The 15592-nt window shown below is 67.0% G+C and carries 12 protein-coding genes; 5 read left to right on the top strand and 7 right to left on the bottom strand.

The features are described from left to right. Window positions 1-71 precede the first annotated feature (71 nt). A complete protein-coding gene (locus T370_RS0110175; protein WP_005027582.1) occupies window positions 72-338 on the bottom strand; it encodes a DksA/TraR family C4-type zinc finger protein in 267 nt (88 codons plus the stop codon). Between the two features lie 166 nt (window positions 339-504). On the opposite strand from T370_RS0110175, the gene T370_RS0110180 reads away from it, so the two are divergent. The 5 genes from T370_RS0110180 to T370_RS23585 all read left to right on the top strand — a co-directional run bounded on the left by T370_RS0110180 (window position 505) and on the right by T370_RS23585 (window position 6857). Beyond that, entirely contained in the window at window positions 505-1110 is a 606-nt protein-coding gene (locus T370_RS0110180; protein WP_005027580.1) for a CBS domain-containing protein, read from the top strand. After that, complete coding sequence (locus T370_RS0110185) at window positions 1107-1646, top strand: HPP family protein (protein WP_005027578.1); 540 nt, start codon at window positions 1107-1109, stop codon at window positions 1644-1646. Before T370_RS0110180 ends, T370_RS0110185 begins: the two co-directional genes overlap by 4 nt. Before the next feature lie 454 nt (window positions 1647-2100). After that, window positions 2101-2712, top strand: a complete 612-nt coding sequence (locus T370_RS0110190) for a TetR/AcrR family transcriptional regulator (protein WP_005027572.1) — start codon at window positions 2101-2103, stop codon at window positions 2710-2712. Beyond that, window positions 2703-3740, top strand: coding sequence for an HlyD family secretion protein (locus T370_RS0110195; protein ID WP_016360365.1), 1038 nt, complete (start codon window positions 2703-2705; stop codon window positions 3738-3740). Before T370_RS0110190 ends, T370_RS0110195 begins: the two co-directional genes overlap by 10 nt. Before the next feature lie 24 nt (window positions 3741-3764). Continuing rightward, window positions 3765-6857 carry an efflux transporter outer membrane subunit gene (locus T370_RS23585; protein ID WP_005027567.1) on the top strand — a complete coding sequence of 1031 codons (3093 nt, stop codon included), beginning with the start codon at window positions 3765-3767 and terminating at the stop codon, window positions 6855-6857. A 218-nt stretch (window positions 6858-7075) separates the two neighbouring features. Here the strand turns inward: T370_RS23585 and T370_RS0110205 are convergent, their stop codons facing one another. The 6 genes from T370_RS0110205 to T370_RS0110230 all read right to left on the bottom strand — a co-directional run bounded on the left by T370_RS0110205 (window position 7076) and on the right by T370_RS0110230 (window position 15349). Further along, on the bottom strand, window positions 7076-8575 hold the full coding sequence (locus tag T370_RS0110205; RefSeq protein WP_029435655.1) for an aldehyde dehydrogenase: 1500 nt from the start codon (window positions 8573-8575) through the stop codon (window positions 7076-7078). A 490-nt stretch (window positions 8576-9065) separates the two neighbouring features. Beyond that, window positions 9066-10076 carry a proline racemase family protein gene (locus T370_RS0110210; protein WP_029435656.1) on the bottom strand — a complete coding sequence of 337 codons (1011 nt, stop codon included), beginning with the start codon at window positions 10074-10076 and terminating at the stop codon, window positions 9066-9068. Window positions 10077-10247: 171 nt separating this feature from the next. Then, window positions 10248-11813: an L-serine ammonia-lyase, iron-sulfur-dependent, subunit alpha gene (locus tag T370_RS0110215; RefSeq protein ID WP_029435657.1), complete on the bottom strand. Its 1566-nt coding sequence runs from the start codon at window positions 11811-11813 to the stop codon at window positions 10248-10250. Window positions 11814-11877: 64 nt separating this feature from the next. Continuing rightward, window positions 11878-13236 carry a GntP family permease gene (locus T370_RS0110220; protein ID WP_005027559.1) on the bottom strand — a complete coding sequence of 453 codons (1359 nt, stop codon included), beginning with the start codon at window positions 13234-13236 and terminating at the stop codon, window positions 11878-11880. Between the two features lie 347 nt (window positions 13237-13583). After that, window positions 13584-14972: an NAD(P)/FAD-dependent oxidoreductase gene (locus T370_RS0110225; RefSeq protein ID WP_029435658.1), complete on the bottom strand. Its 1389-nt coding sequence runs from the start codon at window positions 14970-14972 to the stop codon at window positions 13584-13586. Beyond that, the gene (locus T370_RS0110230) at window positions 14972-15349 is read right to left on the bottom strand and encodes a (2Fe-2S)-binding protein (RefSeq protein WP_016360363.1); all 378 of its coding nucleotides are present in this window, start codon (window positions 15347-15349) and stop codon (window positions 14972-14974) included. The genes T370_RS0110225 and T370_RS0110230 overlap by 1 nt, the downstream gene beginning before the upstream one ends. Window positions 15350-15592 lie beyond the last annotated feature (243 nt).

Raw genomic sequence — 15592 nt, forward strand, 5'->3', positions numbered from 1 at the left:
AGGAAGCCCTTCTCCAGAAGGGTTCCGCCTCCCCTCCCCAAAACTCTCGCCAATCTTCCCCTCCCCACTCTTTAACGCAACTGGCTGTCCTTGCTGCCGCGGCGGTTGTAGAGGCTGACGGCGCGCTGATCCTTGTCGGCTTCCTCCTGGCAGGCCACGCACAGCCGCACGCCGGGGAGGGCCTTGCGCCGCGCTTCGGGGATCGGCTCGCCGCACTCCTCGCAGAAATGCAGGCTCTCGCCTTTGGGCAGGTTGCGCCGCGCCCGCGCCACTTCGTCGTTGATCGAATCCTGAATCTGATCCTGTACCGCTCCGTCGCCAGCCCAGCCGCTCGCCATGTCCGCCTCCTTTCCGCATTTTCGCGGGATGTTTTCCTCTTACTATAGGCCTCGGCGGGGGCTTCGTCCATCCGGCGCGCCTCTTTTTCCCCGGTGTGACCCCGGTCACATCACGCCGGGGGGGATGGGGGTACCGTGCCTTCATGCTTGCAACAGGAGCGTGCCCATGAACAGGAACATCAGTCTGGCTTCACGCGATCCCCTCCCGCTCGGCCGGGAGGACATCTACAAGGGGATGGAGGAAATCGGCGCGTATCTGGACGTCACCCCGCGCGATTTCCAAGAAATCTACGCCCATGCCTACAAGATAGCCCGGGGGAGGCTGCTCTCGTCCATTACGGCGGGCGACATCATGCATGTCCCGGTGCTGTGCGTCGCCGAGGAGCAGTCCGTGCGGGATCTGGTCATCTTCCTCGACGATCACCGCATTTCCGGCGCGCCCGTCGTGGGCGCGGAAGGGCGCCTTTCCGGGGTCGTCTCGGAAAGCGACGTCGTCCGGTTCGTCGGCGGCGGGGAGACGGTGACGGTCATGCACCTGATGCACACGCTGATGCGGCAGGGGTGCGTCAGCGGCGCGGACCTTGAAGCCCCCGTCGGCTCGATCATGACGCGGGAGTGCGTCTCGGTCGGGGAGGGCGCCCATCTGGGCGACATGCTGGAACTCTTGCGGACGCGCCGGATCAACCGGATTCCCGTCGTCGATGCCGGGATGCGGCCTGTGGGGATCGTGTCGCGCACCGATATCATCAATGCCTTTGGAGTGATGCAGTGAGAGAACTTTTGCTGAAAATGGCGGGCGGCGAGCAGTCCCCGCCCCGCGCCAAGGCCGGGGAAATCTTCTCCGCGTGGGTTGGGAGCTGTCTGGCCATCGCCTGCATCGCGCTGCTGGAACGCTACGCCACGGGCAACTCGGGCTTCCCGCTGCTGATCGGCTCGTTCGGGGCGTCGGCGGTGCTGGCCTTCGGAGCCATACGCAGCCCGCTGGCACAGCCGCGCAACCTGGTGGGCGGGCATTTCCTGTCCGCGCTCGTGGGCGTCTCGTGCTACTTCCTGTTCCCCGGCACGCCCTGGCTGGCCTCATGCCTCGCCGTCGCCACCGCCATCGCGCTCATGCACGTCACCAAAACCCTGCACCCTCCGGGAGGCGCCACGGCGCTCATCGCGGTCACGGGCGGGGAGGGCATCCACCAGCTCGGCTATCTGTACGCCTTCGTGCCGTGCCTGCTCGGGGCACTGATCATGCTCGCCATCGCCCTTATCGTGAACAACATCCCCAAGGCGCAGCGCTATCCGCAATTCTGGTGGTAGTGGGGAGGGCCCTCCGGAAGCAGGGAAAACGGCGCGGAAGGGGCCGGGAAGCCCGGAAGCGGCAAAGGCGGGAAGGCGGCGTTCCCGTTATGATGAAGGCCGGAAGGCCGTACCCTTGAGGGGCGTTTCGTATGGAGCGCCCCTTTTTCCGTGCTTTTTCCTCTATGGGGGCGGGGTTCCGTGCGTTGGGCGCATCCCTGCGCCGTATGGAGGAAAGGCGGCGTACGCGGGGCAGCGGCCCCGGCTGGCCCTTTCTTGGCGCAGAGCCATACACGGGCGCGGGGCCGCTTGACAGTCCGGAATGTTAGTTATACTAACTCACGCGCTGCGGGGATTCCCTGCCCGCCCGCCGGGTTCGCGGGGGGCCCTCCGCCAGCTTGCAATGTCAGGATCCCCCGCGCGGCTCCCCGCCGGGGCGGAGAGGGCAAAACGTTTTTCTTTCAGGATGGACGGCATGACGGCGAAACCGGGTACCACTTCCACGGCGGACCGCATCCTTGATGCGGCCATCGGGCTCATGAATACGAAAGGCTACAACCCCGTGTCGGTACGGGAAATCGCCAAGGCCGTCGGCCTCAGCGAGATGACCGTGTTCCGGCATTTCCCTTCCAAGTACGCCATGCTGATGGCGGCCATGCGCCGGGCGCCGTATGCGGAAATGATCGAGGACGTCTTCACCACGCATGTCCGCTGGGAGCTTGAGCACGACCTGCGCCATTTCATGCGCCGCTACATGGACATCGCCGAGCAGCGGATCGGCATCTGGCGGATTTATTTCAGCGCCATCGGGCAGATCGACGAGCACAGCACGGAGCTGGTCAGCGACGTCACCTCGTTCCGTGAGCGCCTGCGGGCGTATTTCGAGGAGATGATCCGGCGCGGGCACATCCGGCAGCTGGACAGCCTGTATGTTTCCTCGCTGTTCTGGAACCTCATTTTCGGCTTCGTCATGACGCTGGTGATCGGGCGCAAGCGCCCGGGGCTGGTCCGGGATGAATACATCGAAAACGCGGTGTCCGTATTCATCGGCGGCGTTGCCCCGAAGGAAGGCGAAGCATGGCGGTAAGCGTCAGAAAGCCCGTGCTGTATGCGTTCGGCGTGGTTTTGTGCGCGGGGATCATCGGCGGCATCTGGCTGTGGTACCGCACCCACTGCGTCCTGATCACCAACGACTCCCGCATCGAGGGGACGCTTGTCGGCGTGGCTTCCCGCCTGTCCGACCGGGTGGTGCAGGTCATGGTGAACGAGGGCGACACGGTGCACAAGGGGCAGGGGCTCGTGCGCATCGACAGCCGCAGCGTCATGGCCCGCAAAGCCAAGGCCGAGGCCGCGCTTGAGCTTGCCAAGGCCCGCTGGGAGGACGCCAAGGCCGGGTTCCGGCGGCAGGAGATCATGGCGGCGCAGGCCCATCTGGATCAGGCGCAGGCCATGCTGGAGCGGGCGGGGCGCGACTTCCGGCGCATGGAGCAGCTTGCCCGCAACGACGGCGGGGTGACGCAGGCCGACCGGGACGCCGCGAGTTCCGCCTACCGTGCGGCGCAGGCCAACGTCGCCGCCGCGCAGGAGGAGCTTGCCCTCAAGAAGGAAGGCTCGCGCCCGGAAGTCATCCGGGCCGCCGAAGCGCAGGTCATGCAGGCGCAGGCCGAACTCGACGAGATCAACGTGCTGTGCCAGGACAGCGTGATCCCTTCCCCGGTCAACGGCGTCGTGGCCCAGAAGCTCGTGAGCGCCGGGGAACTGGTGGCGGCGGGGCAGAAGCTGTTCACGCTCGTCAATACCGACGACATCTGGCTCAACGCCCGCATCGAGGAAACCCGCATCGGGCAGATCCGCGTGGGGCAGGACGTGGCCTTCACCATCGACGGCTATCCGGGCCGCACCTTCTCCGGGCGCATCTATGAGATCAACCCGGCGGCGTGCTCCGTGTTTTCCCTGATTTCCACCGAAAACGTCGCGGGCTACTTCACCAAGATCATGCAGCGCGTCCCGGTGAAAATTTCCCTGCCGCGCCTCGACAGCCCGGAAACGGACCCCGGCGAGCCCGAGGTGGTGTTCCGCATCGGGATGCAGGGAACCATTGAAATCCAGCTCTAACGCGACGGCCCGGAAGGTGATGCCATGCCTGCTTCCCTGATTGCGGCGGGGGACGCCCTCGCCCGTTTCTTCGCCGCGCCGGAAATCGGCTCGGTCCCGCACCGGAGCGCCCGGCAGGGCATCCTGATCCTTGTGGCCTTCATCGGCGGGATGCTGCCGATTTCCAACATGGCCATGCTCAGCTCGGCCTATCTGGCGCTTTCCGGCGACTTCAACGCGGATCTCATCGACCTCGGGCGGCTGGCGCTCGGCAACCTCCTGATCATGGGGCTGGTCCAGCCGCTGGTGAACCACATCCATGCCGGGCTCGGCCTGCGCGGGGCGCTCTTCCTCGCGCTGTGCGTGGTGTCCGTGGCCGGGGTGGGGGCGGCCTCCTCCGGCTCCCTCACGGAGATGACCCTGTGGTACGCGCTGGCGGGGTTCGGGGGAGGGCTGTTCCTGAGCCTTTCCGCGCGCATCCTGTTTGTGGCCGTGCCCCCGGAATCGCGCAGGCTCATGATGGCGATCTGGAGCTTCTTCATCGGGTTCGGGTCCAACCTGAGCCCGCTGCTCGGCGGGTTCCTCGTGGAGTTCCTGACGTGGCACTCCCTGTTCCTGCTCTCGCCCGTGGTGGCGCTGCCGTGCCTTGTGATCCTCTTCTTCCTGCTGCCGGACAGCCGCCCCGCCGGGATGCCGCCGTTCGACTGGTGCTCGTTCGCCTTCCTCGTCGCCTTCGCCGTGCCGACGCTCATCGCCGTGTGCTACGGGCAGACCTTCGGCTGGAACTCCTCGTTCATCCTGATCATGATCTTCTGCGCCGTCTCCGCGCTGTTCCTGTTCCTCGTCTCCTGCCTCAGCGCCGAGGCCCCACTCCTGCACCTGCGCAACCTGCGCATCAAGGGCGTGGGGCCGGCGGTCATGGCGGCGCTCCTGCTCGTGATCAGCCATGTGGGGATGCGCATCCAGATGATCCTGTTCATGCGCAACGTGCTCGGCTACCCGCCGTCGGAGATCGGGCTCATGTTCCTGCTGCCGCTGTGCGTGTTCGTGCTGACGGTCGTCCCGACGGGCATCATGGTCGCCACGCACGGCAACCCCAAGCCCTTCCTCCTGGCCGGGATCGCCTGCATCGCCGGGGCCGGGCTCCTGCTCTCGCGGCTCGACGCCAACGCGGACTGGTGGCACATGGCGGTGCCGCTGGCCCTGCGGAGCTTCGGCTATGCGATGGGCAGCGCTTCGGCCACGCCCTTCCTGTTGCGCAACGTCCCGCCGGAGAAGCAGCCGCAGACGCTCCCGGCCATCAACAGCGTGCGTTTCTTCAGCATGTGCCTGTGCATGGGGTCGATCACCACCCTGAGCGTGCTCCTCAACAAGTGGTATTTCGCCCTCATCGCCGCGCAGGTGACGCAGGGCTCCTCGGCGGCTTCGGCTTCCATCTCGCGCTGGTCGGCGCTGTTCGCCGGGCAGGGGCTCTCGCCCTCCCAGTCCCGGCACGACGCGCTCCTCATCGTGTCCTCATCCATCAAAAAGCAGGCGTCCGTGTTTACGTTCGATCATCTCTTCCTCATCCTGTCGCTGGTGGCGTGCGTGGCTTTCGTGTGCGCCCTCCTGAGCCGTCGCGTGGACCCGCACCCCCACGCCGTGCGCGCCCATGCCCGGAATAGCCTGTCCCGCCTGTGGGCCGCCGTCCGGTCGCGGCTGCCGCGCCCCGCCTTCCCGCTGGCGGGGCTGCTCCTGTGCTGCCTGCTGGCGGCGGGGTGCACCCTCGGGCCGGACTACAAGCGCCCGGATCTGGATCTGCCCGCCGCTTCCGTTGCGGCGGACGAGCCCGGCGCGCTGTTCACCCGCGAACGCTGGTGGGAAGTCTTCCATGACGGCGCCCTGAACCGCCTTGAGGAGGCCGCCCTCGCGCACAACAGCAACCTCGCGCAGGCGATGGCCCGGGTCGAGGAGGCACGCGCGGCGGCGGGCGTCGCCTTTGCGGATCGCCTGCCTGCCGTGGGCCTGCGGAGTCAGGACGGCAAGCGCCTGATGACGGAAGGGGAGGAGCTCGCGCACCACTACGCCTCGCGGACGCAGGAGGCGTACAAGGCGGTCGGGTTCCTGAGCTTCGAGCTTGACCTGTGGGGCAAGTACCGCCGTTTGGACGAGGCCGCCCGCGCCGAGCTGCTGTCGACCGAAGCCGCCCGCGACACGATCCGGCTGGCGGTGGCCTCGGAAACCGCGCTGGCGTATTTCCAGCTCCGCACCTTGCAGGAGCAGGAACGGATCGCCGCCGACATGCTCAAGTCCTACGAGCGGACGTGCAAGGTCTATGAGACGCGCTACCGCCTCGGGCAGTCGCCGGAAACCACGCTGCGGCGGTTCGCGGCGGAACGCGACAAGACGCAGGCGCAGTTGTACGATCTGGAGGAACGGCGCATCCGCTGCGAAGGCGCGCTTGCGGTGCTCGCGGGGTTCAGCCCCGCCGGGATCGTGGACGGGGCGGGGCGGGCCTTTCAGGAAGGCCGGACGCTCGGCGAACTGGCACCGCCGCCGGACGTGCCCTCGGGCATCCCTTCGGATCTGCTCCAGCGCCGCCCGGACGTCCGCTCCGCCGAAGGCCGCCTCATGGCCGCCAACGCCCGCATCGGCGCGGCGCGCGCGGCGTTCTTCCCGTCCTTCTCGCTGACGGCGGAGGGGGGCTACTCCTCGACGCATCTGGATCGGGTATTCCTCGATCCGGCGCGGATATGGGGCGTCATGGGCGGGCTGGCGCAGCCGCTGTTCGAGGGCGGCAGGCTCACGGCGAAGCAGCGCATGGCGGAGGCCAAATACGAGGAAGCGCGGGCGGCCTATGTGGGGAGCGTGCGGAACGCCTTCACGGAGACGCGCGACGCCCTCGCCGGGAACCGCATCAGCCGCAAGGCCCTCGCCGCCAGCACGGAGCGGGTGAAGGAACTCACGCGCAGCAACGAGATCATGGAAAAGCAGTACGATGCGGGCCTGAGCAGCGTTATGGACCTGCTCGACGTGCGCCGCCAGCTCTTGGCCGCCCGGCAGGAACAGGCCGAGGCGCGCCGCCGCCAGCTCGCCGCCGTGGTCGGGCTGTGCAAGGCGCTCGGCGGGGGCTGGACGGAAGCGAAGGGGTTTGAATGAGGCGTCGGGGAAGGGAACCCTTCTGAAGGGATTCCCTTTCCCCGCCCGAACCAGCCGGCCTGCGCCTTCCGCCGCACGGGGCTTCCGTTCCATCACCGTTTCGGAATGTCCCGCCGGGGATACGCCTTCCCGGGGGCTTCCGGCCGGGGCGGGCCGCTGGGCTCCGGGGAACGGGAACGTTCCGGCGGGGCGGGCAGCGGCCCGCGTGGGGGGAGGCTCTATCTGTCGAGGTTCAGGAAGATGGTCTTGGTTTCGGTGTACTGGTCGTGGGATTCGCGGCCCTTGTCCTTGCCGCCGAACCCGGAGAGCTTGTAGCCGCCGAATGGCGTGGTGTTGTCGCCCTCGCTGAAGCAGTTGACGGAGACGGTGCCCGCCTGGAGCGCGCGGGCGTACTTGTGGGCCTTGGTGACGTCCTCGGTGAACAGGGTGGCCTGCAAGCCGTATGCTGTGGCGTTGGCGAGCCCTACGGCTTCCTCGTCGCTGTCGGCGGGGAGGATGGCGGTGACGGGGCCGAAGATTTCCTCACGGACGATGGTCATGTCCGGGGTCACGCCGTCAAAGATGGTGGGCGGGATGAACAGCCCGCTGCCGATGGCGAGGGGCGCGCCGCCGGTGAGGACATGCCCGCCTTCGGCCTTGCCCTTCTCGATGTAGCCCATGATCGTCCTGAACTGGCCTTCGCTCACGATGGAGCCGAGGTTGTTTTCAGGATCGAGCGGGTCGCCGATGCGCCAGTTTTCAAGCTCGGCGAGCAGGGCTTCGGTGAAGGCGTCCTTGCGCTTGCGGGGCACGATGATCCGGGAGTTGGCGGTGCAGTTTTCGCCCATGTTCCAGAAGGCGGCAGCGGCGGCCTGCGCGGCGACGGCGGCGTAGTCGGCCACGTCGTCGAGCACCACGAAGGGGCTCTTGCCGCCGAGTTCCAGCACGATGCGCTTGAGGTTGCTCCGGGCGGCGTATTCAAGGAAGCGGCGGCCCACTTCGGTGGAGCCGGTGAAGGACACCACGTCCACGCCGGGGTGCAGCCCGAGCGCTTCGCCCACGGAGGAGCCGGGGCCCGTGATCACGTTGAACACGCCTTCGGGGATGCCCGCTTCGGCGGCGAACTCCGCGAGCTTCAGGGTGGAGAGCGAGGTGACGCTGGCGGGCTTGAGGATGACGCTGTTGCCTTCGGCAAGGGCGGGGCCGAGCTTCCAGCCCACCATCATGAGCGGGAAGTTCCACGGCAGGACGCAGGCGACCACCCCGGCGGGCTCGCGCACGATGAGCCCCAGCCTGCCGTCTCCGGAGGGGGAGATGCCGCCGTACTGCTTGTCCGCGCATTCGGCGTGCCATTCGAGGCACTCGATGGTTTCCGGCAGATCCGTGAGCAGGCATTCGCGGACGGGCTTCCCGCTGTCCAGCGATTCGAGGACCGCCAGTTCGACCTGATGCTTTTCGATGAGCCCGATGAAGCGCATGAGGATTTTTTTGCGCTCCGAAGGATGCATACGCGACCAGGCCCCGCTTTCAAAAGCCTTGCGCGCCGCGGCTACGGCCTTGTCGACGTCTTCGCGCCCGCAGGAGGCGACCCGGGCGATTTCCTTGCCCGTCGCGGGGTTGACGGTCGGCATTGTCTCGCCGGAGAGGGCGGGGGCGAATGTCCCGCCGATAAAGGCTTCGGTCGGGTAGGACAGGTTCGCGGCAATTCGTTCGTAGTCGGCGTGGGACAGCAATGTCATGGTGGCATCTCCTTAATCGTTTGAGTGGCTTTTCAGATCCAAGGGCCGGAGGGCGGTGCGGCGCGCGCTTCCCGCCTGCCGGTTCCGCAAAACTCCCCGCCGAAAGGCGGCGGAGGGGTTCGCTGTTGATGGTTGCCCGCCCGGTCGGAACCGGCGCAGGAAAAACGCGGCGGCCAATCCCTTGGGAGCATATACCCGTGGGGTGAGGCCGCATCCCTCTGTCCGGGCCGTTCCGGAACGGGGCCCCTCCTTGCTTTATTCCTTATGATACGGTCCGTTGGGGACAGCCTTGAACGCCTTCCGGCAGGGGGCGGATCTTCCCGGTAGCCTCAGCAGCCTTTTCGCCGGACCGCACCGGAACGGATGCCTTCCGCGCGGCCCCCGCCGGACGAAAGCCTAGGGAGAGGGGCCGGGAGGGGAATCTGTGCGGGGGCTTCCCGCTCTCCCAAAAGGCTCCCCCCGGCACGTTTCCCCTAACCTTCCGCCACGGCTACCAAGAAACGAACCCGTTCTTCAGCTTGTCGTTTTCTTCCACGATAAGGTGGTTGAACCCGGTGATGTGGACGTCCGAGCAGGACACGTAGGGGACGATCGCGGGCACGCCGCCCAGCGTGGTTTCCCGCAGCCCCTTGGCGTGGAACGCGCCGCTGCAGACGCTTTTCTGGACGAAGGTTTCCTCAAGCCCGATGAGGCCCCGGAAGTACCGCTGTGCAAGGCGGGTGGACGTGCCGGTCCCGCAGGGGGAGATGTCGGCCTGCGCGTCCCCGAAGATGCACTGGGCCAGATAGCCGCCGTCCTCTTCCGGGACGTTCTGGCAGAAGAGCACCTGATCAAGGTAGTTGATCGCCGGGTTCGTCGGATGGGCCACCTTGATGACCTTGTTGGCGGCGGCGAGGATGTCCTTGCTGAGGCTGCGCAGGAGGTTGACCGTGTCCTTGGTGATGGTCAGGCCGAGGGAATGCACGTCCGCCAGCACGAAGAAGTTGCCGCCATACCCGATGTCCACGGAAACGTCGCCGTATCCGGCAAGGTCGATGTGCAGATCCTTGCGGTACAGGAAGGCCGGGACGTTCTCCAGATTGATGCTGGCGACCATGTGGTTTTCCCACTTCACATAGACCGTCACCAGCCCGGTGGGGGTTTCGAGGACGATCTTGGTTTCGGGCTCCACGCGCTTGACCATGCCCGTCTCCACGAGGGCTTTGGCGACGGAGAGCGTCCCCGCGCCGCACATGGGCTGATAGGTCAGAGCATCTATATAGAACACGCCATAGTCCGCCTCGGGCGAGCAGGGCTCGGTCAGGATGGCCCCGACGAGGGACAGGAACCCGCGCGGCTGCTGCATGATGCAGGTGCGCAGCCAGTCGTGGTTCCGGCGCATGTCTTCCATTTTTTCAGCCACGGAAGCGCCCTTGAGGGGAGGGATGCCGCCGGTGACGACGCGGATCGGGGTGCCCGTGGTGTGGGCGTCCACAACGAAAACCGACTGGGATGCAAGCATAATAGGCTCCTTTTTGAACTCGTATTTTCCAAAAAGAATCTGTGTTGGAAAAGACCGCCAACAGGGATTCGATAAGAATAAAAGTCTTTGGAAAGGGAGGGATGGGGCTTGGGGAAGGGAGGGAAAAGCTTTTCTTCAGAAAAGTTTTCCCTCCCTTCCCCAATCTTTCTACTAGCTCAGGCGCTTGCGGATGGCGAACGAGGCCGGGGTCTTGCCGAGGCCGCCGAGAGTGCAGCGCAGATCGAGGGGAAGCATGAGCCCCACGTCGTAGACGGCGGCGATGGTCTCATCGAGCGGGATGACCTTGTCGAAGCCCGCCAGCGCCATGTTGGCGCAGGCCACGGCGTTGAAGCCGCACATGATGTTCTTGCCGAGGCAGGGCACTTCCACGCGGTTCGCCACGGGGTCGCAGGCGAGGCCGGTGATGTTCTGGAGGGCCATCGAAGCGGCATCGAGGCACTGGGCCACGGTCCCGCCGAGCATGAGCGCAACCCCCGCGGCGGCCATGCCGGAACCCGCGCCGCACTCGACCTGACACCCGGCGACTTCGGCGGCGAAGGTCGCGGACTCCGCGATGAACACGCCGATGAGCCCGGCGGCGAGCATGGCCTTGACGATCTCCTCGCGCGGCAGTCCCAGCGTGCGGCCCACGCCGATCAGCGTGCCGGGCAGCCCGCCGCACGATCCGGCGGTCGGCGCGGCGACGATGACGCCCATCGCGCTCTTCACTTCCATGATCGCGGTGATGTACTTGGTGACGTTGTTGAACAGGTCGTTGGGCAGGAGCGTCCTGTTCCGCTGTCCCGCGTCGATCAGGTGCGCCTGCGGGCCGAGGATGCGGTCGGCGTACTCGGTCCCGGCAAGCCCGTCCTCGACGGCCTTTTCCATGATGCCGACCAGCCGATCCATCTTGTTGAAAATGTCCTCTTCGGTGGTGTTGCCGCGCACGCTTTCATAGCGGGCGGCAAGCTCCCACAGCGGCCTGCCGTCCTGCTTGGCGTATTCAAGGAGCCCGGCGGCGTTGGAGAAGGGGACGGAGCAGCCCCCCCACGAGCGCGTGGGCAAGATGGGATCGAGCGCGGTGCACCCGGCCACGCCGGGCAGCGCCCGCAGCCGGGCCACGGCTTCCGCATCGAGCGCGGAGGCGCGCTTGAGGTTGATGAGCAGACGCGCGCCGTCGCTTTCCGCCCGCAGTTCGTCGGAGGAGGCCACGGCCTTCACGGACGCGGCGGCCTGTTCGAGGGGGGCGGCGTGGGCGTCGATGAGCAGCAGGTATTCATGGTAGCCCCCGTCGATGCTCACGGGGAAGCCCTCGAAACGCTGCATCTCCACCATGCCGCCGCCCACGGAGACGGCTTCCCAATGGAGGGTGCGCCCGTCGCCGCCGGTCGCGGCGATGCGGTAGTTGTTGGGGTGGGAGGCCCCGTAGTCGAGGATGGAGAAGGCCACCTCGACGCCTTCGCGCTCGGCGATGGCGCAGGCATCGGGGACGCGGGGATCGGTCAGGTCGATGTCGAGGAGCCCGCTGACGAATCCGATGTCCGAGCCGTGCCCGTGGTAGGATTCGGCCAGCGAGCCGTTGACGTCGAATTCGACGAGGACGCTGCGGACATCCCCGCCGAGGGACTGGCGGACAAGGGCGCCTATGCGGGCGGCCCCGGCGACATGGGAGCTTGAAGGGCCGCGCATGACGGGGCCGATGACGTCGTTGAACAGGCTTGCGGGAAGTTTTGCCATAACGACTCCTTAAAGTAGTGCTTGAAAAAAAGAGCGGGGCCCGTCGAGGCCCCGCGCGGTACGGCTACATGAGGCCGGGGAGGGAGCTTGCGAACATGTTCAGGATGAGGAGGACGGCAAGCCCCACGAGGCCGGAAATCAGCGTGGGGATGGGGTAGACGAGGAACGCCTGCTTGGTGCTCAGGCCGGACATCTTGCAGATGGTCCAGAAGCCGGAGTCGTTGGGCAGGCCGAGGCCGATGCCGCCGCAGCAGATGGCGAGGCCCACGAGGACCGGGGAGGCGCCGAGCTGGGAAGCGACCGGGGCGAGCACGGCGGAGGCCGTCACGATGGAGACCGTAATGGAGCCGAGGCCGATGCGCAGGCACTGGCTCATGAGGAAGCCGAGCAGGATGACCGGGATGCTCCAGCTCTGCATGACGTCGACGATGGCGGTGCTGATGCCGCTCGCGCCGATGACGGCCCCGAACGCGCCGCCCGCGCCGATGATGGCGAGGATGGAGCCCACGGATTCGGCGCCGCGCGAAACCACGGTGTCGAAAGGTTCGGGGAGGTGCTCGCGCAGGGAGAAATACGCCACGAACACGGTGATCAGCAGCACGATGTTGGTGTTGCCGAAGAAGGAGACGACGCGGCTGGCGGACGAGGCCGGGTCAAGGAAGGCGTTCAGGATGTTGGCAAAGAAAATCAGCATGATGGGCAGGAAGATGATGGCGATGCCGAGCGCGCCGCTGGGGTGGTCGGACTTGGCGAGGGCCTGCTCCACAAGGGCGGCGTCGGGCTCCTCGTCCGTGAGGAAAATGGGGGACTTCCTGCCGAGGAACTTGCCGTACAGCACGCCGCCGATGAGCGAGGCGGGCAGGGCGATGAGCACGCCGTAGACGATGAACCAGCCGATGTCCGCGCCCATGTTCCCGGCGACGGCCACGGGGCCGGGGGTGGGGATGACGAGGGCGTGCGTGCAGGTGAGGCCGACGACGAGGGCCGTGACCAGCGTGTTGAGGGCCAGCTTGCCTTCGCGGGCCATTTCGCGGATGAGGCCGATGAGGATGACGAAGGCCGCGTCGAAGAACACCGGGATGGAGATGATATAGCCGGTGAGGTTCAGGGCCAGCGCGGATTTTTCCCGCCCGCACAGCCGCAGCATGGTGTTGGCGATTTCGCGGGTGCACCCGGATTCGTGGAGGATCTGCCCCATGGCGACGCCGAGCAGGATGATGATGCCGATGTCGCCCATCGTGTCCCCGAAGCCCTTGCAGGACGTCTTGATGATGGCCATCGGGTCAAGGCCGGAGCATACGCCCATCAGCAGGCAGCCGATGAACAGCGAGAGGAACGGGTGCAGTTTGAACTTGATGACCAGCGCCAAGACGACCGAGATGGACACAAGAAAGGCCAGGATGAGCGAGAGGTTACCGTCCATGAAAGGCTCCTGTGGAAGGGGTTGGGGGGTCCGGGGAAGGACAGCCTGCCGTGGGGAGGCAGGGGGCCGGGGGTGTAAGGGGTTCTTCGCCGTCGATGTGTCCGCCGGAGGTCGCGGGGGAAGCGCCTCCGGCGGAAGGCCTGACGAAAACGCGGGGGAAGCGCTTCCGGCTTGGCCTGCGGATCACGCGGGGAACGCGCCTCCGGCTGACGGTTCAGGTACTCCGGGGGGAATGGAATACCCGCCCGCCGACGGCGCGCCGTGGTCCCCGTGGGGTGGGAACCGGGGCGCGGGCCGTGGCAGGAAAAAGAAATCCCGAACGTTTATGAGAGATTACGGCCTGACGGCTATAATCCTTCGGGTGGAATGGACATGGAGGCCAGCTCTTCCAGTGGGAGCGGGAAGAGGGGCGGCTGCGCGTGGTAGGGCGGCAGCGTCTCGATGGGCAGGCCGTGCGCGTGGGCGATCATTTCGGCTACGGCGGCGGAACACATCCGGCCCTGGCAGGTGCCCATGCCCGGGCGGGCCTGCGACTTGAGCCCGTCGGGGGAGTAGCACCCGGCTTCGATGGTCCGGCGCAGCTCGCCCGCGGTCAGCTCCTCGCAGCGGCACACCACGGCGTCGTCGGCGGGCAGGAGGGCCGACGGGGAGGGCGCGAAAAAGGTTTCCATGAACGGCTGCATGGCGTCGCAGCGGTACAGCCGGAACAGCGCGGCCTTTGCCAGACGGTCACGGGTTTCCAGCGTCAGCGCGCCGAGCTCGCGGCAGATGTCGAGGGCCACGGCCTCGCCGCTGGCGATGGCGGCGTCGGCTCCGCGCACGCCCGCGCTGTCGCCCGCGACCCGGATGCCGCAGACGTTGGTCTTGCCCCATACGTCCGTCTCGGCGTGCCAGTAGCGCTGGCGGGGGTTCCACGCATGGCGGCAGCGGGCAAGGCGGGTGATGCGGGTTTCCGGGACCACGCCTTCATGCAGGAGCACGGCGGTCCCTTGCAGGGACTTGCGCTTGCCGAAGCTGGTGAAGTCCACGGTCAGCGTTTCGCCGTCCCTGCGGATGGAAATGTCATTTGCGGCGGGGTGGCAGGGCGCGCCGAAGAAGGTGCGCAGGCCCATGCCCATGCCGTGCAGCAGGTACTGCGGGCGCAGGAGCGCGCCGGGCATACGCAGCGCGGCCTTGAACAGGCTGGCGGGGCTGCCCGTCAGCGCGACGCCCGCGATGGGGATGCCGAAATGCTTCAGGTGCACGACGGTCTGGAGGATGAGCGGGCCGTTGCCGCACAGCACGACCGGGCCTTCGGGCAGCATGGAGGCGGACTTGAGCAGCACGTCGGCGGCCCCGGCACCGAGCACGCCCGGCAGGGTCCAGCCCGGCAGGGGCACGGGGCGCTCCATAGCGCCGGTGGCGATGAGGATCTGCCGCGCCTGCATGACGTGGCTCGTCCCCTGATGGCTGACATAGGCCCGGCCCGGGGCAAGGTGCCAGACGTTCGCCCCGCCCAGGAAGGTGGCGGGGGACTGGCGGAATTCGCGGACGAGGGCTTCGCCGCGCGCGTAATCGGCCCCGATCTGCTTGCGTTTGTCGGCGGAGGCGGAACCGGCGCTGCGGAAGATCTGGCCTCCGGGCTCGGCCTGCCGGTCAAGGACGAGGACGGAAAGCCCGTGCCGCGTGGCCTGCAACGCCGCGCTCATGCCCGCGGGCCCGGCCCCGATAATGACGATATCCCATTGCGTACGCATCACTTGTTCTCCTCTGTCCTGAAGGAAGGCGCTCCGGACTGCCGTTTCACCGACATGCCCTCCCGCACGGGGATGAGGCAGGACTGCTGGTTTGGGACGCCGTCGATCTCCATGAGGCATTCGTAACAGACGCCCATGTGACAGTACGGGCCGCGCCCGTCGTGTTTGCGGGCCGTGGTGCGGGTTTCGCCGCCCGCCCGGTCGAGGACCGCCGCCGCGACGGTCGTGCCTTCCTCAACCTGTATGGCCTCGCCTTCAAAGGTGATGGTGACCAGTGCGCGCTGGGGGGGAAAAACGGACTTGAACATGAAAAAACCTCTCTCCTGCGCTGTCGTTTCCGTGCCGGAACCGGCTGCGGCTGCTTGTCTGCGGGACATCCCGCGGCCTGCTTCCAAGGGAGGGGAATCCCTGAAGGGGAACCCCCCTTTCCGGGCGGCCTTCCGCCGTCCTTTGCCCCGGCATCGCCGCCCTTGCCCCGTTTCCATTGCGGGGGGCCTGCTGTGGCCTTCCGGCCCGCTTTCCGCCGGAGGGGGGACGGCCTCCGGCAAGGGCCTGCCGGAAGGCGGCCTTCGCAGGGTCCGGCGGTCCGCTTTCCGGGCCGGAGCCGGGGCCCCCGGTTC

The organism is Bilophila wadsworthia ATCC 49260 (genome assembly GCF_000701705.1).
In the GTDB taxonomy this organism is placed as follows: Bacteria; Desulfobacterota; Desulfovibrionia; order Desulfovibrionales; family Desulfovibrionaceae; genus Bilophila; species Bilophila wadsworthia.

Excerpts from the sequence above, each read along its gene's own strand:
- T370_RS0110175 (WP_005027582.1), bottom strand. The coding sequence starts at position 338 with ATGGCGAGCGGCTGGGCTGGCGACGGAGCGGTACAGGATCAGATTCAG.
- T370_RS0110180 (WP_005027580.1), top strand. The coding sequence starts at position 505 with ATGAACAGGAACATCAGTCTGGCTTCACGCGATCCCCTCCCGCTCGGC.
- T370_RS0110190 (WP_005027572.1), top strand. The coding sequence starts at position 2,101 with ATGACGGCGAAACCGGGTACCACTTCCACGGCGGACCGCATCCTTGAT.
- T370_RS0110195 (WP_016360365.1), top strand. The coding sequence starts at position 2,703 with ATGGCGGTAAGCGTCAGAAAGCCCGTGCTGTATGCGTTCGGCGTGGTT.
- T370_RS23585 (WP_005027567.1), top strand. The coding sequence starts at position 3,765 with ATGCCTGCTTCCCTGATTGCGGCGGGGGACGCCCTCGCCCGTTTCTTC.
- T370_RS0110205 (WP_029435655.1), bottom strand. The coding sequence starts at position 8,575 with ATGACATTGCTGTCCCACGCCGACTACGAACGAATTGCCGCGAACCTG.
- T370_RS0110210 (WP_029435656.1), bottom strand. The coding sequence starts at position 10,076 with ATGCTTGCATCCCAGTCGGTTTTCGTTGTGGACGCCCACACCACGGGC.
- T370_RS0110215 (WP_029435657.1), bottom strand. The coding sequence starts at position 11,813 with ATGGCAAAACTTCCCGCAAGCCTGTTCAACGACGTCATCGGCCCCGTC.
- T370_RS0110220 (WP_005027559.1), bottom strand. The coding sequence starts at position 13,236 with ATGGACGGTAACCTCTCGCTCATCCTGGCCTTTCTTGTGTCCATCTCG.
- T370_RS0110225 (WP_029435658.1), bottom strand. The coding sequence starts at position 14,972 with ATGCGTACGCAATGGGATATCGTCATTATCGGGGCCGGGCCCGCGGGC.
- T370_RS0110230 (WP_016360363.1), bottom strand. The coding sequence starts at position 15,349 with ATGTCCCGCAGACAAGCAGCCGCAGCCGGTTCCGGCACGGAAACGACA.